Below are 22076 nucleotides of genomic sequence, written 5' to 3'. Positions count from 1 at the left end.
TGGGGGTCCGCCCACATCGAGACGTAACTCAGGAGTACCCCGATGACCGCTGCCGAGCAGCCCACGAAGGTCGATTTCTACTTCGACCCGATCTGCCCGTTCGCGTGGATCACCTCCCGCTGGATCCTGGAGGTGGAGAAGCACCGCAACCTGGACCTGCACTTCCGGATCATGAGCCTGTCGGTGCTCAACGAGGGCCGGGACGAGCTGCCCGAGCAGTACAAGGAGCTGCTGGCGAAGGGCTGGGGCCCGGTGCGCGTGGCCGTCGCGCTGTCGCAGCTCAAGGGCGAAGAGGTGCTGCGCGAGTACTACACCGAGTTCGGCACGCGCTACCACAACCAGGGGAACAAGGACTACGACGCGGTCATCGCGGAGGCTCTGGCCGCGATCGGCGCACCGGCCGAACTGGCCGACGCCGCGCACTCGACCGAGTACGACGAGGCGCTGAAGAAGAGCCACCACGAGGGCATGGACCCGGTCGGCATGGACGTCGGCACCCCGACGATCCACATCGACGGCGTCGCGTTCTTCGGCCCGGTCCTCACCTCGATCCCGCGCGGCGAAGACGCCCTGAAGGTGTTCGACGGCGCGGTGGCGCTTTCGAGCTACCCGGACTTCTTCGAGCTCAAGCGCACCCGCTCGGGCGAACTGAACTTCGACTGAGCGGCTTCAGGGCGTCGCGAGGGCGGCCAGGGTGACGTCACTGGGGTAGCGGGACGCGGCCACGGCGGCCACCTCGGTCGTCTCGCCGCGGCCCACGCCCGCCTTGAGGGTGATCAGCTCGTGCAGGCCGTCGCGGTGGTAGCGGAGGAACTCCGCGTCGACCGGGTCGCCGTGGCCGGGGACGATGACGCGGGGTTCCAGCGCGAGGATCACGTCGAACGCGGCCGGCCAGGCGGTGAGGTCGGTTTCGGAGCTGAACGAGAACTCGCTGAACCCCGCTTCGGCGTGCTCGACGACGTCGCCGCCGAAGACGACCGCGGCGTCCGGGACGTGGACCACCACGTCGTGGTCGGTGTGCGCGCGCCCGGGGTGCAGCAGGACCGCCGTGCGGCCGCCGAGGTCCAGCTCGACGCGGCCGGTGAACGTGTGGTCCGGCACCGCGATGGTGGTGCGGGAAATCGCGTCGGCGATCTCCGGCTTGCCCTCCTTGCGGTAGTGGGCTTCCCAGGTGGCGCGGCGGGCGTCGGGATCCGCGCGCACCTCGGCCGCGCAGCGCTCGTGCGCCCAGACCTCGCAGGGCAGGAACGCCTCGGTGCCCCAGGCGTGGTCGAAGTGCGCGTGCGTGTAGACCACGGCCCACGGCAGCGGCGTGAGTTCCCGGACCGCCGCGGCGAGCTCGGCGCCCTGCTCGAGGTCGCCGCGGGTGTCGACGACCAGGCAGCGCTCGGCGCCCACGACCAACCCGACGGTCAGGTCCAGCTCCTCGTAGCGGCGGGCGTGGACGCCCTCGGCGACCTCGATCCAGCGGCCGGTCATGCCAGTACTCCTTCGGTCAGGACGGGAGCGGTCTCGCTCACATCGATCCGGGCGGCCAGCGCGACGTCGCCGCCGTGGCCGGCTTCGATGAGCTCGCGCCCCGACACGCAGCTTGCCAGGGCCGTGACGTCGACGGCCCGCGCGGCGAGGGCGGCTTCGGCGGACAGCGAAAGCCCGTGGCCGGCCAGTGCGGCGGCGATCGCCCCGGCGCCCAGCTGGTCTTCGACGCACGGCCGCAGCGGGCCGAACGTTTCGCTGTGGCCGAAAACGTTCACGCCCCAGCGTTCCCCGGCCGCGATCAGCCCGATCGGGCCGCCCAGCCCGGCGGCCTTCGCGGCGACGGCGGCGGCGTTGCGCAGGCAACCCGCGAGCACGTGCGCGCCGGTCGCCGCGGCGGCGTCGCACAGGGTCGCGCCGTTGGGCGACGGGAGCGCCAGCAGCGTTCCCGGAGGGATTTCCGTCACAGAAGACGGCCGCAGGGTGAAGCCGCCCTCTCCCGCGATGACCGCCCCGGCCGCCCGTGCCCGGGCGATCCCGCGTTCGTCGCGCCACCGGACCGGCAGCACCCGGCCGCCCCGGCCGACGACGAGGTCCGTGGTGGTGCTGAAGGAGAGCACGTCGACGACCACCAGCACCGCGCATTCGCGGCCGAGCGCGGCGACCCCTTCGGCACCCCAGTCGAGCCGGACGTCGCTGCCGCTCTGCTCCCAAATCCCCACCCCCGGAGCATGCCCGAAACCGGGCGTGGTGGCAGACTCCTGGCCGTGCGTGTCTACTTGGGATCCGACCATGCCGGTTTCGAGCTGAAGAACCACCTGGTGGCTCACCTGGAGAAACAGGGCCACGAGGTGACCGACATCGGTCCGCACGTCTACGACGCGGACGACGACTACCCGGCGTTCTGCGTCGAGACGGCGCTGCGCGTGGTGGCCGACGAGGGCAGCCGCGGCATCGTGGTCGGCGGCTCGGGCAACGGCGAGCAGATCGCCGCCAACAAGGTCCCCGGCGCCCGCGCCGGCCTGGCCTGGAGCGTCGAGACAGCGAAGCTGTGCCGGGAGCACAACCACGCCCAGCTGATCGGCGTCGGCGCCCGGATGCACACCGCCGAGGAGGCCGTCGAGATCGTCGAGGCGTTCCTGGCGACGGAGGTCTCGCCGGAGGAGCGGCACGCGCGCCGCGTGCAGCAGCTGCTCGACTACGAGCGCACCGGGACCCCGCCGGCGTTGCCGGAGGCCTGATGCCCGAGGGGCACACGCTCCACCGGCTCGCGCGGCTGCACAAGCGCCGGTTCGCCGGCGCGCCGGTCGCGGTGAGCAGCCCGCAGGGCCGGTTCGCCGCCGAAGCGTCCCGTTTGGACGGTCAGCTGTTCGTCGGCGCCGAGGCGCACGGCAAGCACCTCTTCCACGACTACGGCCCGCACGGCATCGTGCACATCCACCTGGGGCTCTACGGCACCTTCGGCGAATCGCCGCTGCCCGCGCCCGAGCCGGTGGGCCAGGTCCGGCTGCGGCTGGCCGGCCGGACACATTGGACGGACCTGCGCGGGCCCACCCGCTGTGAGCTGCTTTCCCCGGACCAGGCGGACGCGATCAAGGCCCGGCTGGGCCCCGACCCGCTGCGCCGCGACGCCGAACCGGAGCTGGCCTGGGCGCGCATTTCGCGGTCCAAGACGTCGATCGCGGCGCTGCTGATGGACCAGGCGGTGCTGGCGGGCGTCGGCAACGTCTACCGCGCGGAGGTGCTGTTCCGCCACGGCGTCGCACCGCTGACGCCGGGACGCGCGCTGGACCGCGCGCTGTGGGACGACATGTGGGCCGACCTGGTGGCCCTGATGCGCGCCGGCGTCCGCGTCGGCCGCATCGACACCGTGCGCCCGGAGCACCTGCCGGAGGCGATGGGCCGCGCGGCCCGGGTGGACCGCCACGGCGGCGAGGTCTACGTCTACCGCCGCACCGGCGAGCCGTGCCTGGTGTGCGGGACGCCGGTGGCGCACTCCGAACTGGCGGGCCGCAACCTCTACTGGTGCCCGCGCTGCCAGAACTGACGTGAACGGCTCATTCCTGTCGTCCGGCGACAGGAATGAGCCGTTCACTGCGTTCGGGACCCCGGCGGGGCCTCAGAAGTCGAAGCCGCCTCCGTCGAAGCCTCCGCCGTCGAACCCGCCTCCGTCGAAGCCGCCGCCGCCCCAGTCTCCGCCACCGTCTCCGCCGAAGTCGCCTCCGCCGTCTCCGCCCATGTCGCCGCCGCCGTCGCCGCCCATGTCGCCGGACTCGAGCGCGTCCTGCTGGCCCGCGTCGTAGCCCGACTCCCAGGCCGAGGCGCTCGCGATGCCGCCCATGCCGGAGAACATCGCGCTGAAGAGGAACATCGACCCGAGACCCCAGGCGCCGGCGACGAGCGCGGGCTTCCACCACGGCTCGCTGTACCAGCCCTGCGGCACCGGACGGCCCGCGACGCGGCCGCCGGGGTAGTAGTACGGCGTGTCCTGGCCGGCCTCGGGGGAGGCCGCGTAATGCTGGCCCTCGACGTCGACGTCGCGGCGCTCGGTGACCTTGCCGGCGCGCTCGCGCTCGGCCTCCTCCGGCAGCTGCGGGCCGGGGTCCATGCCCATTGCGACGCGCGCGGCGCGGACGTAGTAGAGGCCCTCGATGGCGGTCTCCTTGACCAGCCGGGCCTGTTCGATCGTGCGGGCCTGCTCCATCTGCGAGCCGGCCGCGTTGTAGCGCTCGGCGGCGTCGGCCATCGCCTGCTGCGACGCGGTGTCCGTGCCGTTGATGTTGAGGACCTGGCCGCCGAGCCGCTCGAGCAGGCGCCGGGCGTCGGCCTTCGCGTCGTCCAGCTCCCGCTGCCGGGCCGCGGCCCGCTGCCGCGAGAAGTAGAGGCCGCCACCGACGATCACGACGACGAGCACGATCAGGAAGATCGCGGTGCCCATGGGTCACTCCCAGAAGTTCGGGGCTCGGTGACCGGAAGCCACCTTTGAATCGGACAACGCGGACGCTACGCGGTGGGTTCCCGGTGCGTGACCGGGCCCACTGCGGGAGCTGGCCGAAGAAACTAGAACACGTTATAGTTCAGCCATGAAGTTCACCCTGTCGATCGCGATGAACCCCCTCGATCAGCTGGGCGAGCTCGCCCGGGCCGCCGAAGAGGCCGGCTTCGCCTCCATTGCCCTGCCCGACTCGCTCTTCTACGCCGAAACGGTGGACACGGACTACCCGTACACCCCCGACGGCAGCCGGTTCTGGACCGCGGAGACGCCCTGGGTGGACCCGCTCGTCGCGACCGCGTCGATGGGCGCGGTGACCAGCCGGATCCACTTCTACACGTCGGTGCTCAAGCTCGGCTCCCGCAACCCGGTGCTGCTGGCCCGCCAGGTCGGCTCGGCGGCGGTGCTCACCGGCGGCCGGTTCGGCCTCGGGCTCGGCGTCGGCTGGCTGCCCCAGGAGTTCGAGTACTGCGGCGTGCCGTTCGAGCGGCGCGGCAAGCGCGTCGACGAGGCCATCGACGTGCTGCGGCTGATCCTCGACGGCGGCATGGTCGAGTACCACGGCGAGTTCTACGACTTCGACAAGATCCAGATGAGCCCCGCGCCGGCGAGCCGGGTGCCGTTCTACATCGGCGGCCACACCGAGGTCGCGCTCAAGCGCGCCGCGCGGGTCGCCGACGGCTGGTCCTCGGCGATGATGAAGCTCGACGAGCTGCGCGACACCATCGCCCGCCTCAAGGAGCTGCTGGCCGAGCAGGGCCGTGCCGACGCCCCGTTCGAGTACCAGGCGGTCTGCATCGACGCCTTCGGCCTGGACGGCTACCGCGCGCAGGCCGAAGCGGGCGTCACCGACGTCATCACCATGCCGTGGGTCTTCGACGGCGTCGGGTTCGACGCGCCGGTCGAGCCGAAGCTCGAGTCCATCCGCAAGTTCGGCGCCGAGATCATCGCGAAGTTCGAGGAGTGACGGGCATGGGCGTGCAGGTCAGCTGGGACACGGCGGCGGAGCAGCCGCCCGCGCGGCGCGCGGCGTTCGCGTCGATGACGGCGGTGACGGCGGGTGACAAGGAGGGCTGGCTGGCCCTGTTCGCCCCGGACGCGGTGGTCGAGGACCCGGTCGGCCCGTCGTTCTTCGACGAGACGGGCAAGGGCCACCACGGCCGCGACGGCATCAGCGCGTTCTGGGACAAGACGATCGCCAACGTCGAGCGCTTCGAGTTCACCATCCGCGACTCCCACGCGGGCGGCGACGAGGTGGCCAACGTCGGCACGATCACGACGTTCCTGGCCGGCGGCTACCGCGTCGACACCGACGGGGTGTTCGTCTACCGCGTCGGCGAGGACGGGCTGATCCGCTCGGTGCGGGCGTTCTGGGAGACCGATCGCGCGATGGCGACCGCACGCCAGGTGACGGAGTAGCGTCCCGGCCAGTGGAAACCCAATTTCATATCTGATACATGATCCCTTGACTCCCGCTTAGAAAGGACTCTTTACTAACGGGCCAGACCTCGACGTCTCCCCGGGAGTGCGCATGTCCTTTCTCCGGCGAATCGCGGGCACGGCTGCCGTGCTCACGCTCGCGGCCAGCGGTCTCGTCCTGTCCCAGCCCGAGGCGCTCGCCCTCGAAAACGGGTTGCTGCGCACGCCACCGATGGGCTTCAACAACTGGAACTCGACGCAGTGCCGCGCCGACTTCAACGAAACGATGATCAAGGGCATCGCGGACATCTTCGTCGGCAAGGGCCTGAAGGACGCCGGTTACACCTACGTCAACATCGACGACTGCTGGGCCCTGCCGTCCCGCAACTCCGCGGGCAACCTGGTGCCGGACCCCGCGCGTTTTCCCAGTGGTATCAAGGCACTCGCCGACTACGTGCACGCGAAAGGCCTCAAGTTCGGCATCTACACCAGTGCCGGCACGAAGACCTGCAACACCGCGGGCTTCCCGGGCGCGCTGGGCCACGAGCAGCAGGACGCGAACCTGTTCGCCTCCTGGGGTGTCGACTACCTGAAGTACGACAACTGCAACAACCAGGGTGCCGACGCGCAGCAGCGCTACAAGGCGATGCGGGACGCCCTCGCGAAGTCCGGCCGGCCCATCGCGTACTCGATCTGTGAGTGGGGGCAGAACAAGCCGTGGACCTGGGCGGCGCCGGTCGGGAACCTGTGGCGCACCACCGGTGACATCTCCGACAAGTGGTCGAGCATGATCGGCAAGGCACAGACCAACCGCGGCCTCGCGCAGTACGCCGGCCCGGGCCATTGGAACGACCCCGACATGCTGGAGGTCGGCAACGGCGGGATGACCGCGGTGGAGTACCGCACGCACTTCAGCCTGTGGGCGATGATGGCGGCGCCGCTGCTGATCGGCAGCGATCTGCGCAAGGTGTCGGAGGACAACTTCACGATCCTGAAGAACACCGACGTCATCGCGCTCGACCAGGACCCGCTGGGCAAGCAGGCGACCGTGCTGAGCGCGAACGCGGGCCTCGTCGTCTACAGCAAGGTGCTGGCGAACGGCGACCGCGCGGTGGCGCTGTCCAACGAAACGGCCGCGACGGCGACGATCGGCACGACGGCGTCCGCCACCGGGATCGGGAGCGCCTCTTCGTACGCGCTCAAGGACCTGTGGAGCAAGGCGACCCGGACGACCACCGGCACGATCAGCGCATCGGTGCCCGCGCACGCGACGGTGCTCTACCGCGTGTCCCGCGCCGGCGGCTCGACGCGCTACGAAGCCGAATCCGCAACCGTTTCGGCGGGCGGGACGATCGACGCCAACCACGCGGGCTTCTCCGGGACCGGCTTCGCGAACGGCGCCAACGCGGTCGGCAGCTACGTCGAGTGGCAGGTGACGGGACCGGCGTCGGCGCTGACGTTCGGCTACGCGAACGGCACGACGGCGGCGCGCCCGGTGGACATCGCGGTGGACGGCACGGTGGTCGCCGCGGGTGTCCCGTTCCCGGCGACCGGCGCCTGGACGACGTGGAGCACGCTCGGCCGTCAGCTGGAGCTGGCCGCCGGCACGCACACGGTCCGCCTGACCGCGACGACGGCCGACGGCCCGGCGAACCTCGACTACCTGGACGTCTCGCCGTAGGCGGCGGGCTACCTGGCGGAGCTGCGTTCGTCGTAGCTCCGCCGGGCCGCGTCCACCTTGCCGAGGTTGCCCGACCATTCGGACAGCGACGCGAACAGCGGGCCGAGGCTGCGGCCGAGTTCGCTGATCTCGTACTCGACCCGCGGCGGCACCTCGGCGTGGTAGGTCCTGGTGACGAGGCCGTCCCGCTCCAGCTGCCGCAGCCGCTGGGTGAGCACCTTCGGGGTGATCGTGGTGATCCGGCGCTGCAGTTCGACGAACCGCTGCCGGCCGTACTCGTGCAGCGCCCACAGGATCGGCGTCGTCCACCGGCTGAAGACGATGTCGACCACCGGCGCGATCGGGCAGGCCAGCTCGGGTGTGGTCTCGGTCACTTTCACGCCTCCAGCCAATACTTTCCTCTAGGTACCTACTATACCGCGGAAGGTAGCATCATTCCCATGATCATGGTTGTGGGAGCGACGGGAAACGTCGGAGAACCGCTGGTGCGGATGCTGGCCGAGGCGGGCGAAGAGGTGACGGCGGTGTCCCGCCGCATCACGGATGCACCCCCGGGAGTTGTGGTGCAGCAAGGAGATTTGGCTTCGCTGGAGTTTCCGGGTGTGTCGTCGGTGTTCTTGGTGGTGCCGCCGGGCTTCCGGGCATCGCTGGAGCCGGTGCTGGGACGGGCGCGCGAGGCCGGCGTCGAGCGGGTGGTGCTGCTGTCCTCGCAAGGCGTGGGAACCGGCCGTCACCCGGCGGTTTTCGAGGAGGCGGTGCGCTCCTCGGGTCTGAAGTGGACGGTGCTGCGACCGGCGGGGTTCGCGTCGAACGCGTTCCAGTGGGCGGAAAGCGTGCGCGCCACCCGTTCGATCGCCGCGCCGTTCGGCGACGTTGCCCTGCCGGTGATCGACCCGGAGGACATCGCTTCGGTGGCGGCAGCGGCGTTGCGTTCCCCGTCGCACGAGGACAAGACCTACGTGCTGACCGGGCCGTCCCCGGTGTCCCCGCGAGACCAGACGGCGGCGATCGCCTCGGCGGTGGGTGAGCTGGTGCGATTCGTGCCGCAGACCCGCGAGGAGGCCCGCGCGGCGCTGCTGGGCTTCATGCCGGCGGAGATCGCCGACTCGACGTTGGACATCCTGGGTTCGCCGACGCCGGAGGAGCAGCAGGTGAGCCCGGACGTCTCGCTGGTCTTGGGCCGTCCACCGCGCCCGTTCGCGGAGTGGGCTTCGCGCTTCGCGGGGGCGTTCAAGTGACGACGCTGGCATACCGCTCGATCGGGACGGGTTCGCCGTTGGTGTTCTTGCACGGCAACCCGGCGTCGTCTCACTTGTGGCGCAACGTGATGCCATCCCTGCCGGGCCACAGGCTGGCGCCGGACCTGATCGGCATGGGCGATTCCCCTCGCCCGGACATCGCCTACACCTTCGACGACCACGCACGCTACCTGGACGAGTGGTTCGACGCCCTCGAGCTGGACAACGTGGTCCTGGTCGGCCACGACTGGGGCGGCGCACTGGCGGCGGACTGGGCTGCCCGCCACCCCTCCCGGGTCCGGGGGCTGGCGTTCACCGAAGCGGTCTTGAAGCCGATGTCGTGGGAGGAGTTCCCGCCGGCGGGCGCCGAGCTGTTCCGGGCGCTGAAGACACCGGGCGTCGGCGAGTCGATGATCGAGGGCTTCCTGCCGCCGGAGTACGCGTCCCAGGACCACCGCCCGGTCCTGCAATGGACCCGTTCGATGCCCCTGGGCGGCGAGCCGCCCGAGGTGGTGTCCCGCATCGAGGCATTCGACCGCTGGCTGTCCTCGTCACCCGAGGTTGCCAAACTCCTGGTGACATTCGAGCCGGGCTACGACACGATGCTGACGCCATCAATGGTCGAGTGGTGCGCTTCGAATTTCGCTTCCTTGAAGCTGGTGCAACGCCCGGAGAAGGCAGGCCACCACACCCCAGAAGACCAGCCCGAGGCACTGACAGAGACGCTGTCAAGCTGGCTGAACGAGGCGCTAGCCGAGTGAACACAGGCACCCACCGGGGCCGAAGCAAGGCCACGGCAGAGCTCCCAGGTGGTACCGAAGGTACCGTGGGGGGTTCGGGGGGCTCGGCCCCCCGGGTAACACAACGAAGAGGAAGGGGAGGGGCAAGCGCGCCAGCGCGAGCCCACCCCTGAATCGGGTCGGGATGACAGGATTTGAACCTGCGACCCTCCGCTCCCAAAGCGGATGCGCTACCAAGCTGCGCCACATCCCGGGTCCACCCCCAGGGGGGTGTGCGATCAGCCTAGCGGGTCACGCTAAGCTAGCGACGCACCCGGGTACCTCCGGGGGCACGCGGGTGTAGCTCAATGGTAGAGCCCTAGTCTTCCAAACTAGCTACGCGGGTTCGATTCCCGTCACCCGCTCCACGAAAATCCGGCTCAGCCGGCCGATGAGGCGGCGTCGCGGGTCGATGCGGCGTCCGCCTCCAGCGATGCCGCGATCACGTCCAGCAGCTTGTCCGTGTCCACCGGCTTCGTGATGTAGTCGTCCGCGCCACTGGCCAGCGTCCTTGCCCGGTCTTCCGCTGTGGCCTTGGCCGTCACCGCGATCACCGGGAGGTCCGCGTTGGCCGCCTCCGCCCTGATCGCCGCGATCGTCGCGTTGCCGTCCAGTTCCGGCATCATCACGTCCATCAGGACCAGGGCCGTGTCCTCGTTGCGCTCCAGGGCGCGGATGCCGTCGACGCCCGTCTCCGCGTAGATCACCTCCAGGCCTGCCTGCTCCAGGACCGCCGCCAGGGCGAACACGTTCCTCAGGTCGTCGTCGACGATCAGGACCTTTTCGCCGTGGAAGCGCTTCGGGGTGACGTCCGGGGCCGCCACCAGGACCGTGCTCGGGACCTGGGGGAGGCGGGGCGAGGACAGGGCCGTCAGGGCCGGGTCCACCAGGTTGGCCGCCGCCACCGGGAGGTACAGCGTGAACGTCGACCCCTTGCCCGGCTCGCTCACCACCCGCAGCTCACCGCCCAGGAGCTCCGTCAGCTGCTGGCTGATGTTCAGGCCCAGGCCCGTGCCGCCGTACTTGCGGCTCGTCGTGCCGTCCGCCTGGCGGAACGCCTCGAAGATGACCGCCAGCTTCTCCTCCGGGATGCCGATCCCGGTGTCCTCGACCGCGAACGCGATGATGCCCGGCGCGTTCCGCAGTGCCTCCTGCTCCACCTCCGCCGGGTCCGCCGCCCGGATGTGGAGGCGGACGCCGCCCTCGTCGGTGAACTTCGCCGCGTTCGACAGGAGGTTGCGCAGGATCTGCTGGAGCCGGTGCTCGTCCGTGTGGACACTGCCGGGCACCGGCGGGTCGATGTGGACGGCGAACTCCAGGCCCTTGTCCGCGGTCAGCGGCCGGCACAGCGATTCGACGTAGTCCACCAGCTCCGGCAGCGTGATGTCGGACATCTGCATGTCCAGCCGGCCCGCCTCGACCTTGGCCAGGTCCAGGATGTCGTTGATCAGCTGCTGCAGGTCCGAGCACGCCGCGTAGATGGTCTTCGCGAACTGGATCTGCTTCTCCGTCAGGTTGCCCTCGGGGTTCTCCGACAGCAGCTTCGCCAGGATCAACGCGCTGTTCAGCGGTGTCCGCAGCTCGTGCGACATGTTCGCCATGAACTCGGTCTTGTACTGCGACGCCACCGTCAGCTGCCCGGCGCGCTCCTCGAGCTCCTGACGCGCCTGCTCGATCTCGCTGTTCTTGACCTCGATGTCGCGGTTCTGCTGGGCCAGCAGCGCGGCCTTCTCGGCGAGCTCGGTGTTGGACCGCCGCAGCTCGCCCTGCTGGGCCTGCAGCTGCTCGGACCGCGCCCGCAGCTCCTGCGCCAGCCGCTGCGACTCGGTCAGCAGCGCTTCGGTCCGGGAGTTCGACAGGATCGTGTTGACGTTGACGCCGATCGTGTGCCGCAGCTGCTCCAGCAGGTCCTGGTGGACCGTGCTGAACTCGTTCACCGAGGCCAGCTCCAGCACGCCGAGCACCTCGCCCTGGAACAGCACCGGCAGCACGATGAGGTTCACCGGCGCGGCCGAGCCCAGCCCGGACGAGATCAGGGCGTACTCCGGCGGCGCGCTGTGGACCAGCACCGTGCGCTGGTCCACGGCGGCCTGGCCGATCAGCGACTCGCTCATCGCGAACCGCAGGCCGGCGCGGGACTGCGCGAGCCCGTACGCGGCGATGCACTCGAGCACCGTGCCGTCGCGGTCGTCGTCGCGGGCCAGGAAGAACGCGCCCTGCTGCGCCCGCACCAGCGGGGCCAGCTCGGACAGGATCAGCGCCGCGACCGACGCCAGGTCGCGGTGGCCCTGCATCCGGCCCGACAGCTGCGCGAGGTTCGTCTTCAGCCAGTCCTGCTCGCGGTTGGTCCTCGTCGTCTCCTTGAGGTTCGCGATCATCTGGTTGATGTTGTCCTTGAGGTCCGCGACCTCACCGGACGCGTCGACGGTGATGTGCCGGGTCAGGTCGCCCGCCGTCACCGCGGTCGCCACCTGCGCGATGGCGCGGACCTGGGTGGTCAGGTTCCCGGCCAGCTGGTTCACGCTCTCGGTGAGCCGCTGCCAGGTGCCGGACACGCCGTCGACCTCGGCCTGGCCGCCCAGCTTGCCCTCGGTGCCGACCTCGCGCGCCACGCGGGTGACCTCGGAGGCGAACGCCGAGAGCTGGTCGACCATCGTGTTCATCGTGGTCTTGAGCTCGAGGATCTCGCCGCGGGCGTCGACGTCGATCTTCTTCGTCAGGTCGCCCTTGGCGACCGCGGTGGTGACCTGCGAGATGTTGCGGACCTGGCTGGTCAGGTTGTGCGCCATGAAGTTGACGTTCTCGGTCAGGTCCTTCCAGGTCCCGGCGACGCCCGGAACCCGTGCCTGCCCGCCGAGGATGCCTTCGGTGCCGACCTCGCGGGCGACGCGGGTGACCTCGTCGGCGAACGCGCGCAGCGTCTCGACCATGCCGTTCAGCGTCTCGGCCAGGGCCGCGACCTCGCCCTGGGCCTCGATCCGGATCTTCTTCGAGAGGTCGCCGTTGGCCACCGCGCTCGCCACGGTGGCGATGTTGCGCACCTGGTCGGTCAGGTTGTCGGCCATGACGTTGACGTTGTCGGTGAGGTCCTTCCACGTGCCCGCGACGCCGCGGACGCGCGCCTGGCCGCCGAGGATGCCTTCGGTGCCGACTTCGCGCGCCACCCGGGTGACTTCGTCCGCGAACGCGGACAGCTGATCCACCATCGTGTTCAGCGTCGTCTTGAGCTCGAGGATCTCGCCGCGGGCGTCGACGGTGATCTTCTGCGTCAGGTCGCCCTTCGCGACCGCGGCCGTCACCTGGGCGATGTTCCGGACCTGGTCGGTCAGGTTGTTCGCCATCGAGTTGACGTTGTCGGTCAGGTCCTTCCAGGTGCCGGCGACGCCGGGCACGGCGGCCTGGCCCCCGAGCTTGCCCTCGGTGCCGACTTCGCGCGCCACCCGGGTGACTTCGTCCGCGAACGCGGACAGCTGGTCCACCATCGTGTTCAGCGTGTTCTTGAGCTCCAGGATCTCGCCGCGGGCGTCCACCGCGATCTTCTGGGTCAGGTCGCCGCGCGCGACGGCGGTGGCGACCTGGGCGATGTTGCGCACCTGGGTGGTCAGGTTGTTCGCCATGAAGTTCACCGAGCCGGTGAGGTCGCGCCAGGTGCCGGCGACGCCGGGGACCTGGGCCTGGCCGCCCAGCTGGCCCTCGGTGCCGACTTCGCGCGCCACCCGGGTGACTTCGTCGGCGAAGGCGGACAGCTGGTCGACCATCGTGTTCATGGTCGTCTTGAGCTCGAAGAACTCGCCGCGGGCGTCGACGGTGATCTTCTGCGTCAGGTCGCCCTTCGCCACGGCGGTGGTCACGTGCGAGATGTTCCGGACCTGGTCGGTGAGGTTGTCGGCCATCTGGTTGACCGAGTCGGTGAGGCTGCGCCACGTCCCGGCCGCGCCCGGCACCTCGGCCTGGCCGCCGAGCTTGCCCTCGCTGCCGACCTCGCGCGCCACGCGGGTGACTTCGCCGGCGAACGCCGAGAGCTGGTCGACCATCGTGTTCAGCGTGTTCTTCAGCTGCAGGATCTCACCGCGGGCGTCGACGTCGATCTTCTTCGTCAGGTCGCCGGTGGCCACCGCGGTCGCCACCTGGGAGATCCCGCGGACCTGGTCGGTGAGGTTGTCGGCCATCAGGTTGACCGAGTCGGTGAGGTCGCGCCACGTCCCGGCGACGCCCGGCACCTGCGCCTGGCCGCCGAGCTTGCCGTCCGAACCGACCTCGCGGGAGACGCGGGTGACCTCGTCGGCGAACGCCGAGAGCTGGTCGACCATGGTGTTGATGGTGTTCTTGAGCTCGAGGATCTCGCCGCGGGCGTCGACGTTGATCTTCTGGGTCAGGTCGCCGCGGGCGACGGCGGTGGTGACCTGGGCGATGTTGCGGACCTGCTCGGTGAGGTTGTCGGCCATGAAGTTGACCGAGTCGGTCAGGTCGCGCCAGGTGCCCGACACGCCCGGGACGACCGCCTGGCCACCGAGACGTCCCTCACCGGCGATCTCCCGGGAGAGCCTCGTCACTTCGGCGGCGAACCGCGACAGCTGGGCGATGAGGCCGTTGACCGTCTTCGCCAGCGTGGCGTACGCGCCCTGCAGCGGGCGCCCGTCGAGGGTCAGCGTCATCGGCTGGGACAGGTCGCCGTCGGCGACCCCGCCGAGCACGCGTTCCAGCTCGATCGCCGGCCGGGTGAGGTCCTCGACCAGGCCGTTGACGGCGTCGACGGCGGTGGTCCAGCCACCGGGGCCGACCTGGCCCTCGAGCCGCTCGCTGAGCCTGCCTTCCTGCCCGACGGCCGAGCGGACCCGCAGCAGCTCGCTGACGAGCCGCTGGTTGCGCTCGGCGATGTCGTTGAACGCGACGGCGAGCTGCGCCGAGATGCCGTCGCCGTGCGGGACGAGCCGCCGGCGGAAGTTGCCGTCCCCGAGATCCCGCACCGCGACCAGCACCCGCTCCAGCGCGGCCGCTTCGCTCTGGGATTCCGTTGTCATGTGTGCCGACCCTCTCCACCACGCATGCGCCAGCCATGGTCGTCGACCCAGCGTGCCATGCTTCGCCCTACACTTCGAGCCAGCCCGCCCGCTCACGCGGTAGCCGTGCGACAGCAGTCCGGAGGCAGGAGGTCCGTGCATGGTGTCACGTCCGGCCCCGGCCTCGGCGGCCCTGCCGCCGATGACCGGTGACGGCGGGCCGCCGGGCTTCGACGCCTTCACGCGGGCGGCCCTCGAAGACGTCCGCGACGCGGTGTTCCTGCAGGATGCCGCGGGTGCGGTGCGCTGGGCGAACCCGGCGGCGCGGGCCCTGACCGGCGACGCCGAGCCGCACCTGCAGGCGATCGCCGAGAGTTCCGGGCACGTCGAGGTGGCCGGCCGCCGGCGCGCGGCCCGCATCCGTGCCCTCCCCGGCGGCTGGCACGCCTGGACCGTCCTCGCGGACGACGTCCCGCAGCGGCACGTGGGCGACTTCCTGGCCGAGGCCGCCCCCCGGCTGGCCGCCGCCCGCGGGCGGCACGGCACTGCACGGGTGATCGCCGAGCTGGCCGCGTCCGCACTGGCCGACACCGTCTTCGTGCTGCTGCCGACCACCCGCGGCCGGTGGGAGTGGTGGAGCTGCGAGCGTCCGGCCGCGCAGGGCCACGGCCGGATCCGGCGGGTGCCGGCCCAGGCCGCGCCGGTGCTGGCGGCGACGTTCGGGGCCACCGGGAAGCCGCGGCAAGCTCCGGTGCCGGCGTCCGAGGTCGCCACGCTGCCGTCGGTCGTCGCCGACCGGTTCGCCGGGCACACCGACGTCTCGGTCGTCTCGCTGGGGCCGAGCGCGAGCGCCGGGGTCACCGGCGCCCTGCTGCTGGGCCGCCGCGGCGACGCCGAATTCGGCACCGGACAGTCCCGCGCGGTGGCCGAGTTCGCCGTGGCGGCCGGGACGGCGCTGGCCAACGCCCAGCGCTACGCCCGGCAGGAGGAGGCGACCCGCGGCCTGGAGACGACCCTGCGCCCGGTCGACCCGCCCGAGCTCGACGGTGCCCGGTTCGAGACCTGGTACGAGCCGGCGGGCGGGGTCCTCACCGTCGGCGGCGACTTCTTCGACGTCCTGCCCCACGACGACGGCAGCGCGTTCCTGGTGCTCGGCGACGTCTGCGGCAAGGGCCCCGAGGCCGCGGCGCTGACCGGCCGGGTCCGGCACGCCCTGACCGCGCTGGCCATGGTCGAACGCGACGGCCGCACGCTGCTGCGGCTGCTCAACGAGCTGCTCATCGCCGGGGGCAGCAGCCGGTTCGCCACCCTCGTGCTCGGCACGGCCCGGCCGTCCGACGGCGGTGTCGGCTTGACGCTGGCTTCCGGTGGCCACCCGGCGCCGCTGATCGTCCGCCGGTCGGGCGTCGTCGAGGAGGTCACGGTCCCGGGCACGCTGGTCGGCATCTCGCCGCAGGCCCGGTTCGCCGAGGCCGAGGTCCGCCTGGAGCGCGGCGACGTCTGCCTGCTCTACACCGACGGCATCACCGAGGCCCGCAACCGCCACGACCAGACGGAACTCTTCGGAGACGACCGGTTGCGCGCCGTGCTCACCGCGGCGGTGGGCGAGCCGGCCCGCGAGGTCGTGCGGCAGCTGCGGCAGGCCGTCCGCGACTGGCTCGGCAGCTCGGCACATGACGATATCGCGGTGCTCGCCATCGAATGTGCGGACTGATTACACCGTCCTTTGTGGACTTTGTTTGACGCCGGGAAGAGGGGGTAATTACCCCGGTGCACTCAGTTTTCCGACGGAGGAGCCCCATGGCGAACGCATTGCAAGGACGCCGGGTCGCGATCCTGGCCGCGGACGGCGTCGAACAGGTAGAGCTCGAAAAGCCGCGTCAGGCCGTCCTCGACGAGGGCGCGACGGTCGAGCTGGTGTCCCTGGACACCGGCGAAATCCAGGCGATGAACGGTGACATCGACAAGGGCGACCGGTTCCCGGTGGACCGGAAGGTCGCCGATGTCGAGATCGGCGACTTCGACGCGCTGCTGCTGCCCGGCGGCACGATGAACCCCGACAACCTGCGCACGGACCCCGCCGCGGTCAAGTTCGTCGGCGACTTCGTGCGCGCCGGCAAGCCGGTCGGGGTGATCTGCCACGGTCCGTGGACGCTCGTCGAAGCGGATGTCGTGCGCGGCCGCACGCTGACGTCGTACCCGAGCATCCGGACCGACATCCGTAACGCCGGCGGCACGGTCGTCGACGAAGAGGTTGTAGTGGACAACGGACTGGTTTCCAGCCGGAACCCGGACGACCTGCCGGCCTTTTGCCGGACGGTGGTGCGGGAGTTCGCGAGCTGATTTCCAGTCCTTTGTGGATTGTCACCCGATCGTGTGTTAAGTCCCGCTTAAATCTGTTGGCGTTCGGTGCCACGGCAGAGGACGCTGAGGGTGTGACCGGGACCGCCTGTGGAGAGGAGGTGGACGCGATGACTGTGCACGCAAGGCGCTACGGCCGCTGGTGCCGTGAACACTTCGACGCGATCGCCGCCGAGGGCGTTCCCGCACCCCGCGGCGGCGAGCCCGCCGACCAGGCCCTGCCGCAGCCCGAGCCGGAGCCCGTTCAACCGGGCGCCGAACAGCCGCGGCGCTGATGACCACGAAGAAGGCCTCCCCGATTGTGTCGGGGAGGCCTTCTCGCGTGCGTCAGCGGTAGCTGCGCCGGTACCAGACGCGCCGCGGACCGGGCGCGCCGATGCGCGTGATGACGTCGGTCAGGATGGCGCCGATGATGAGCCAGAGAACGGCGGCGAGGCCGTCGTTGAGGAACGTCCGCAGCCCCTCCGAGTCCGGCGTGAAGAGGTTTCGCAGGCCGAGCGACACGCCCGCCGACCACTCCGAGATGAGGTGGGCGAAGCCGTTCGCCGAGTTCGCCCCGCCCAGCACCAGCACGATGTGCACGGCCAGGACCAGCGCGAACACCGCGCAGACGAGGTGGATGAGGGCGTTGATCGTGCGCACGGCGCGGATGCGCGGGTGGGTGCGCTCCACGATCTCTTCGGTGGGTGCGGGCTCGTACGGCGTTCCGTACGGCTCCGGGGGCGGGGGATACGGCATCGTCGGCGCCGTCCTTTCGACTGTCCGATGTGGACGTATCTGGGTGAACAGGAACAACACTCGGAGATACCCGTCACCCGCCTGAGCGAACCGCTTACTCCGCAAACTTCCCTACCGTGAGCGTGATAGGGTAGTTTGTGGAACGCAAGGAGGCTCATGGCGCAGGATGTCTTCTCCGTCGAACAGGTCGCCGCGAAGCTCGGCCTGCACGTCCGGACGGTCCGGAACTACGTGCGGGACGGGCGGCTGAAGGCGGTCCGGATCGGCAAGCAGTACCGGATCACGGCCGCGGACCTGGCGGCTTTCACCGGGCTGCCGGTGGCCGAGCGCGCCGCGGCGCCGACCGCGGAGCTGTCGGGGGTCGCGGAGATCGCGGGTGTCGACCGGGCGGCGGCCGACCGGATCGCGACCATGGTCGTGGCCTCGGTGAACGGGCCGCGCGACAGCGGCGAGCGGCCCCTGCGCGTCGAAACCATCTACGACGGCGAGCGCGCCACCATGAAGATCATCGTGCTCGGCGACCTGGCCGCGGGAGCGGACCTGCTGCGCTGGGTCGCCTCGGTCACCGAGAACCTGACGTGAGCGCGATCTACCGGTCGGCGGCGGGGGCGGCCGCGGTCCGCGAACGCTACGACACGCTCCTCGACCGCTGGCCGGTGCCCGCCGAGCGGCGCACGCTGGCCACCCGGCTGGGTGACACTTTCGCCGTGGTGTCCGGCCCGGTGGCCGCGCCGCCGGTCGTCGCACTCCAGGGTTCCGGCGGCACCGCGGCGCACTGGCTGCCGGACATCACCGCCCTCGCCGGGCGGCTGCGGGTGTACGCGGTCGACGCGCCCGGCGAACCGGGCCGGACCGTCGAGGCGCGGCCCCCGCTCGGATCGCCGGCCTACGCCGAATGGCTGGACGACGTCCTCGACGAGCTCGAACTGCCGCGCGCGGCCTTCCTCGGCACCTCATTGGGCGGCTGGTGGGCACTGGACTACACGCTCCGCCGCCCCGGGCGGGCCGGTGCGCTGGCCCTGGTCAACCCGGCCGGAATCGGCCGGCGCCGGACGGCGCCGCTGCTGAAGTTCGCCGCGTACGGCCTCCTCGGCGACTGGGGCCGCCGCCGGTCCTTGGCCATGGTCGCCAAGGGCAGCCCTGTCGACCCCGGCCGGCGCGCGATCGGCGAGTTCACCCTCGCGACGTTCGAGCACTTCAAGCCACGCCTGGAGGCCATCCCGGTGTTCCCGGTCGAGCGCCTACGGGAGTTGGCACCGCCGGTGCAGGCCCACTTCGGAGCCCGCGACGTCCTCCTCGACCAGCGGAACGCGGCGGCGAAACTGCGGTCGGCACGCCCGGACGCCGACGTCCGCTTGACCGAAGACGCCGGGCACTTCCTGCCCGGTTGGGCCACCGCCGTGGCTGAGTTCCTGGCCACGAAGCATTCGTGATCGACAAGCATGGCGGTCCGGGGCAAGGGCGGCTGGTTCGTGGGCGGCTCGGCGCCTGGCCGGGTGTGCGGTGCTGAGCTGGGCGGTGCAGTTGGCGTGCGGGTGGGCGATCGGCGCCTCGCCTGGGTTCGTGGGTCGGCGGGCCGCACCGGGCTGAGCTGGGCGGCGAGCTGCCCTGCGGGCGGGCGATCCGCGCCCCGCACTGGTTCGTGGGTCGGCTGGCCGCACCGGGCTGAACTGGGCGGCGCACTGCCCCGCGAGCAGGCAATCTGCGCCCCGCTGGGCGCCCGGCCGACTGTGCGGCGTTGCGCCGCGGCGTAACTGCCCGCGGGCTGGCAATCCACGCCCCTCTGGGCGCGTGGCTGACCGCGCGGCGCTGGGCTGGGCGGCGCGTCTGGCGTGCGGGTGGGCGATCCGCGCCTCGCATTGGTTCGTGGGTCGGCGGGCTGCACCGCGCTGAGCCGAGCGGCGCTCCTGCTCTGCGGGCGGGCAACCCACGCCCCGCTGGGCGCCCGGCTTACCGCGCGGCGTTGAGCCGGCGGCGCAGTTGGCGTGCGGGTGGGCGATCCGCGCCCCGCACTGGCCCGTCGGTCGGTGGCCGCACCGCGCTGAGCCGAGCGGCGCACCTGCCCGCGGGCGGGCAACCCCCGCCCGCATTCCGAGTCAGCCGGGCGGGAAGCGGATCGGAGCAAGGCCGCCTGGTTCGTGGCGCAGGCTCGGCGCCCGGCCGGCCGCACGGTGCTGAGCCGGGCGGCGCAACTGTCCCTCCGATGGCAACCCGCGCCCGGGGCGGGGCGTCAGGTGATCATGAGACTTCCCCGGCGCTGTGCGCTGCTGGTGTCCGTCCTCGCCCTCCTGGCCGCGTTCGCCTCGCCCGCGAGCGCCGGAACCGTGGTCCCGCCCGGGTTCCGGCCCGCGTCGACGAGCTGGACCGGCCCGGACACCGGATACGTCCTCGGGTACTGGCCGTGCGCGAAGTCGTGGTGCCCGGCGCTGCTGGGCACCACCGACGCCGGGCGGCACTGGCGGCAGCTGGGCGCCCCTCCGGTCCCGCTGCCGGACAACCACAACCACGTCGCACTCCGGGTCTTCGGCGATCGCGTCGCCTACGTGAGTGACGGCGTCCACGTGCGCACCACCCGCGACGGCGGCGAGACCTGGCAGCCGGTCACCCTGGCCGGGGCGCGGGAGCCCTACTACCTCTCGAAGATCGCCGAAACCGGCGGCCGCGCCTTCGCCGTGCTGACCACCTACGGCGAGGGGCAAGGCTCGACCCGGCTGTACTCGGGGGCCGCCGGCTCGCCGGTGCTGGCCCCGGTGCCCGGGTTCGCGGTCACCGGCGGCCTCACCTACGGCGATCTGGCGGTCGGCGGCGGCCTGCAGGTCGCGCTCGGCGCGGACTACGGCACCGAGCAGTACTGGATCTCCGGTGACGGCGCCCGGTTGACCCCGGCGGAGCCGCCGTGCCCGGAAGGAGAGGTCGCCTCGCTCGCCGGCGCCCGCGAACCGCAGGTCGTGGCGCTGTGCAGCAGCAGCCCCGGCTCGCCGCAGCCGGGCTCGACCGAGCGGCAGCTGCGGCACGCGCCGCAGCTCGGCGCGCGGTTCAGCGGGGACGACGCGGCGCCGTTCGCCGGCATCAACCAGGGCTTCGCCGCGGCCTCGCCGACGACCGCCACGGTCGCGGCCGTGGGCGGTGGCGTCGGGTTCCTGCACAGCACGGCCGACGGCGGCCGCACGTGGACGACGACCGAGCTGCCCGACCGCGGCTTCGCGCTGACCGATCTCGACTTCCCCGGCCGCGGCACCGGCGTCGTCGTCGACGGCCAGCCGGACGCCTACGGCGGTTCCGCCGTGTACCGGACCACGGACGGGGGAAAGACCTGGGGCGAACTCCGTTTCGGGTAGTTGTCCCTGGCAGGCAGGGCCCTTGCGCCCGGTTCACTTGCTGCACCCCATGTCGTAATCTGAGCACTGTCCGTTGCCGGACAAAGGTGAGCGAACCCGGGCAGGGGTGTCGTCACCACGCGCAGAGTGGGAGAACAGCCGATGACGCCTGGCGACCTGCGGTCCGGAACCGAGGGCGGTGCGGCTGCCCTCGATTTCAGCAAGGCGAGCCTGGCCCGGTTGTCCGACGCGCTCCTCGGCGGGCACGACCACTACGAGGTGGATCGCGAAGCGATGCGGCGGCTGCTGGCCATCGCACCGGGCGCCCGGGTGATGGCGAAGGAACACCGCGACTGGCTGGTGCGCGCGGTCCGGTTCCTGGCCGGCAAACGCGGTATCGACCAGTTCCTCGACCTGGGCTCCGGCATGCCGACCGCGGAAAACACCCACGAGGTGGCGCAGCGGTACAACCCGGACGCGCAGGTGGTGTACGTCGACAACGACCCGGTCGTGCAGGTGCACGGCCGGGCGCTGCTCGAAGAGAACTACCTGACCCACGTGACCGGCGCCGACCTGACGCGGCCGGCCGAAACCCTCGCCGACGAGGTCGTCAAGGAATACCTCGACTTTTCGCGGCCGGTGGCGCTGATCCTCACCTCGATCGTGCACCACATCGACGACTACGACCGCGCGAGGGCGATCGTCGCGGAGTACGTCGACGCGCTCGCGCCCGGCTCGTTCCTGCTGCTCACGCACAACTTCGACCCGGAAGAGGACTCGCCGCGCCAGGAGCTGGCGCGGCTGCTGGAGACCAGTTTCCAGGGCACCGGCCTCGGCAGCGTGCACCGCACGCGCGAGCAGATCGCGGGGTTCTTCGAGGGCACCGAGCTGCTCCGGCCCGGGTTGGTCTACCTGCACGAGTGGTGGCCGGACGGCCCGCGCCTGCACCCGCTGGGCGAGCTGAACTTCTTGACGCTGGGCGGAGTCGCCCGCAAGCAATGAGCCCTGCCCCCAGCGCCCCGAGGTGGCCTTCGGTGCGTTGAGCGCACCCAAGGCCACCTTGGGCGCTCCGGCG

The 22076-nt window shown here is 71.3% G+C and carries 21 protein-coding genes and 2 tRNA genes; 16 read left to right on the top strand and 7 right to left on the bottom strand.

Features of this window, described 5'->3' with window-relative positions:
- The first annotated feature begins 42 nt into the window (after positions 1-42).
- The gene (locus QRY02_RS24795) at positions 43-663 is read left to right on the top strand and encodes a mycothiol-dependent nitroreductase Rv2466c family protein (RefSeq protein WP_285985252.1); all 621 of its coding nucleotides are present in this window, start codon (positions 43-45) and stop codon (positions 661-663) included.
- A gap of 6 nt (positions 664-669) precedes the next feature.
- Here QRY02_RS24795 and QRY02_RS24790 read toward each other — a convergent pair whose 3' ends face one another.
- Both QRY02_RS24790 and QRY02_RS24785 read right to left on the bottom strand, forming a co-directional pair.
- Positions 670-1479 carry an MBL fold metallo-hydrolase gene (locus QRY02_RS24790; protein WP_285985251.1) on the bottom strand — a complete coding sequence of 270 codons (810 nt, stop codon included), beginning with the start codon at positions 1477-1479 and terminating at the stop codon, positions 670-672.
- Positions 1476-2198, bottom strand: coding sequence for a 2-phosphosulfolactate phosphatase (locus QRY02_RS24785; RefSeq protein ID WP_502874126.1), 723 nt, complete (start codon positions 2196-2198; stop codon positions 1476-1478). The genes QRY02_RS24790 and QRY02_RS24785 overlap by 4 nt, the downstream gene beginning before the upstream one ends.
- 45 nt (positions 2199-2243) lie before the next feature.
- Between QRY02_RS24785 and QRY02_RS24780 the strand changes: the two genes are divergently transcribed.
- Complete coding sequence (locus tag QRY02_RS24780) at positions 2244-2717, top strand: ribose-5-phosphate isomerase (RefSeq protein WP_191307748.1); 474 nt, start codon at positions 2244-2246, stop codon at positions 2715-2717.
- On the top strand, positions 2717-3523 hold the full coding sequence (locus tag QRY02_RS24775) for an Fpg/Nei family DNA glycosylase (RefSeq protein WP_285985250.1): 807 nt from the start codon (positions 2717-2719) through the stop codon (positions 3521-3523). Before QRY02_RS24780 ends, QRY02_RS24775 begins: the two co-directional genes overlap by 1 nt.
- Before the next feature lie 72 nt (positions 3524-3595).
- Here QRY02_RS24775 and QRY02_RS24770 read toward each other — a convergent pair whose 3' ends face one another.
- Positions 3596-4414, bottom strand: a complete 819-nt coding sequence (locus tag QRY02_RS24770; protein WP_285985249.1) for a hypothetical protein — start codon at positions 4412-4414, stop codon at positions 3596-3598.
- 145 nt (positions 4415-4559) lie between these two features.
- Between QRY02_RS24770 and QRY02_RS24765 the strand changes: the two genes are divergently transcribed.
- The 3 genes from QRY02_RS24765 (at position 4560) to QRY02_RS24755 (ending at position 7568) form a co-directional block, all read left to right on the top strand.
- Positions 4560-5435 (top strand): TIGR03619 family F420-dependent LLM class oxidoreductase, encoded by an 876-nt coding sequence (locus QRY02_RS24765; RefSeq protein ID WP_285985248.1) that lies wholly within the window; start codon positions 4560-4562, stop codon positions 5433-5435.
- Between the two features lie 5 nt (positions 5436-5440).
- Positions 5441-5887 carry a nuclear transport factor 2 family protein gene (locus QRY02_RS24760; RefSeq protein ID WP_285985247.1) on the top strand — a complete coding sequence of 149 codons (447 nt, stop codon included), beginning with the start codon at positions 5441-5443 and terminating at the stop codon, positions 5885-5887.
- A 112-nt stretch (positions 5888-5999) separates the two neighbouring features.
- The gene (locus QRY02_RS24755; protein ID WP_285985246.1) at positions 6000-7568 is read left to right on the top strand and encodes a carbohydrate-binding protein; all 1569 of its coding nucleotides are present in this window, start codon (positions 6000-6002) and stop codon (positions 7566-7568) included.
- 8 nt (positions 7569-7576) lie between these two features.
- Here the strand turns inward: QRY02_RS24755 and QRY02_RS24750 are convergent, their stop codons facing one another.
- A complete protein-coding gene (locus QRY02_RS24750; protein ID WP_285985245.1) occupies positions 7577-7942 on the bottom strand; it encodes a winged helix-turn-helix transcriptional regulator in 366 nt (121 codons plus the stop codon).
- A gap of 66 nt (positions 7943-8008) precedes the next feature.
- On the opposite strand from QRY02_RS24750, the gene QRY02_RS24745 reads away from it, so the two are divergent.
- Positions 8009-8806 (top strand): NAD(P)H-binding protein, encoded by a 798-nt coding sequence (locus QRY02_RS24745; RefSeq protein WP_285985244.1) that lies wholly within the window; start codon positions 8009-8011, stop codon positions 8804-8806.
- Positions 8773-9567: an alpha/beta fold hydrolase gene (locus tag QRY02_RS24740; RefSeq protein WP_285985243.1), complete on the top strand. Its 795-nt coding sequence runs from the start codon at positions 8773-8775 to the stop codon at positions 9565-9567. The genes QRY02_RS24745 and QRY02_RS24740 overlap by 34 nt, the downstream gene beginning before the upstream one ends.
- Before the next feature lie 158 nt (positions 9568-9725).
- Here the strand turns inward: QRY02_RS24740 and QRY02_RS24735 are convergent.
- A tRNA-Pro gene (locus QRY02_RS24735) sits at positions 9726-9799 on the bottom strand.
- A gap of 80 nt (positions 9800-9879) precedes the next feature.
- On the opposite strand from QRY02_RS24735, the gene QRY02_RS24730 reads away from it, so the two are divergent.
- Positions 9880-9953, top strand: a tRNA-Gly gene (locus tag QRY02_RS24730).
- A gap of 12 nt (positions 9954-9965) precedes the next feature.
- Here QRY02_RS24730 and QRY02_RS24725 read toward each other — a convergent pair.
- A complete protein-coding gene (locus QRY02_RS24725) occupies positions 9966-14606 on the bottom strand; it encodes a HAMP domain-containing protein (RefSeq protein WP_285985242.1) in 4641 nt (1546 codons plus the stop codon).
- Positions 14607-14745: 139 nt separating this feature from the next.
- Here QRY02_RS24725 and QRY02_RS24720 point away from each other — a divergent pair, with 139 nt between their 5' ends.
- The 3 genes from QRY02_RS24720 (at position 14746) to QRY02_RS24710 (ending at position 17221) form a co-directional block, all read left to right on the top strand.
- The gene (locus QRY02_RS24720) at positions 14746-16299 is read left to right on the top strand and encodes a SpoIIE family protein phosphatase (protein ID WP_285985241.1); all 1554 of its coding nucleotides are present in this window, start codon (positions 14746-14748) and stop codon (positions 16297-16299) included.
- An 86-nt stretch (positions 16300-16385) separates the two neighbouring features.
- A complete protein-coding gene (locus QRY02_RS24715; protein WP_285985240.1) occupies positions 16386-16928 on the top strand; it encodes a type 1 glutamine amidotransferase domain-containing protein in 543 nt (180 codons plus the stop codon).
- Between the two features lie 128 nt (positions 16929-17056).
- Complete coding sequence (locus QRY02_RS24710; protein WP_285985239.1) at positions 17057-17221, top strand: hypothetical protein; 165 nt, start codon at positions 17057-17059, stop codon at positions 17219-17221.
- Positions 17222-17273: 52 nt separating this feature from the next.
- Here QRY02_RS24710 and QRY02_RS24705 read toward each other — a convergent pair whose 3' ends face one another.
- Positions 17274-17684, bottom strand: coding sequence for a hypothetical protein (locus QRY02_RS24705; protein WP_285985238.1), 411 nt, complete (start codon positions 17682-17684; stop codon positions 17274-17276).
- A 156-nt stretch (positions 17685-17840) separates the two neighbouring features.
- On the opposite strand from QRY02_RS24705, the gene QRY02_RS24700 reads away from it, so the two are divergent.
- From QRY02_RS24700 to QRY02_RS24685, 4 genes are all read left to right on the top strand, one after another.
- Complete coding sequence (locus tag QRY02_RS24700; protein ID WP_285985237.1) at positions 17841-18266, top strand: helix-turn-helix domain-containing protein; 426 nt, start codon at positions 17841-17843, stop codon at positions 18264-18266.
- Positions 18263-19117 carry an alpha/beta fold hydrolase gene (locus QRY02_RS24695; protein WP_285985236.1) on the top strand — a complete coding sequence of 285 codons (855 nt, stop codon included), beginning with the start codon at positions 18263-18265 and terminating at the stop codon, positions 19115-19117. Before QRY02_RS24700 ends, QRY02_RS24695 begins: the two co-directional genes overlap by 4 nt.
- A gap of 807 nt (positions 19118-19924) precedes the next feature.
- On the top strand, positions 19925-21022 hold the full coding sequence (locus QRY02_RS24690) for a sialidase family protein (protein WP_285985235.1): 1098 nt from the start codon (positions 19925-19927) through the stop codon (positions 21020-21022).
- 141 nt (positions 21023-21163) lie between these two features.
- Entirely contained in the window at positions 21164-22003 is an 840-nt protein-coding gene (locus QRY02_RS24685; protein ID WP_285985234.1) for an SAM-dependent methyltransferase, read from the top strand.
- The last annotated feature ends 73 nt before the right edge of the window (positions 22004-22076 follow it).

This window comes from Amycolatopsis sp. DG1A-15b, from assembly GCF_030285645.1.
GTDB lineage: Bacteria > Actinomycetota > Actinomycetes > Mycobacteriales > Pseudonocardiaceae > Amycolatopsis.
This window is presented reverse-complemented; position numbering and strand designations above follow the sequence as displayed.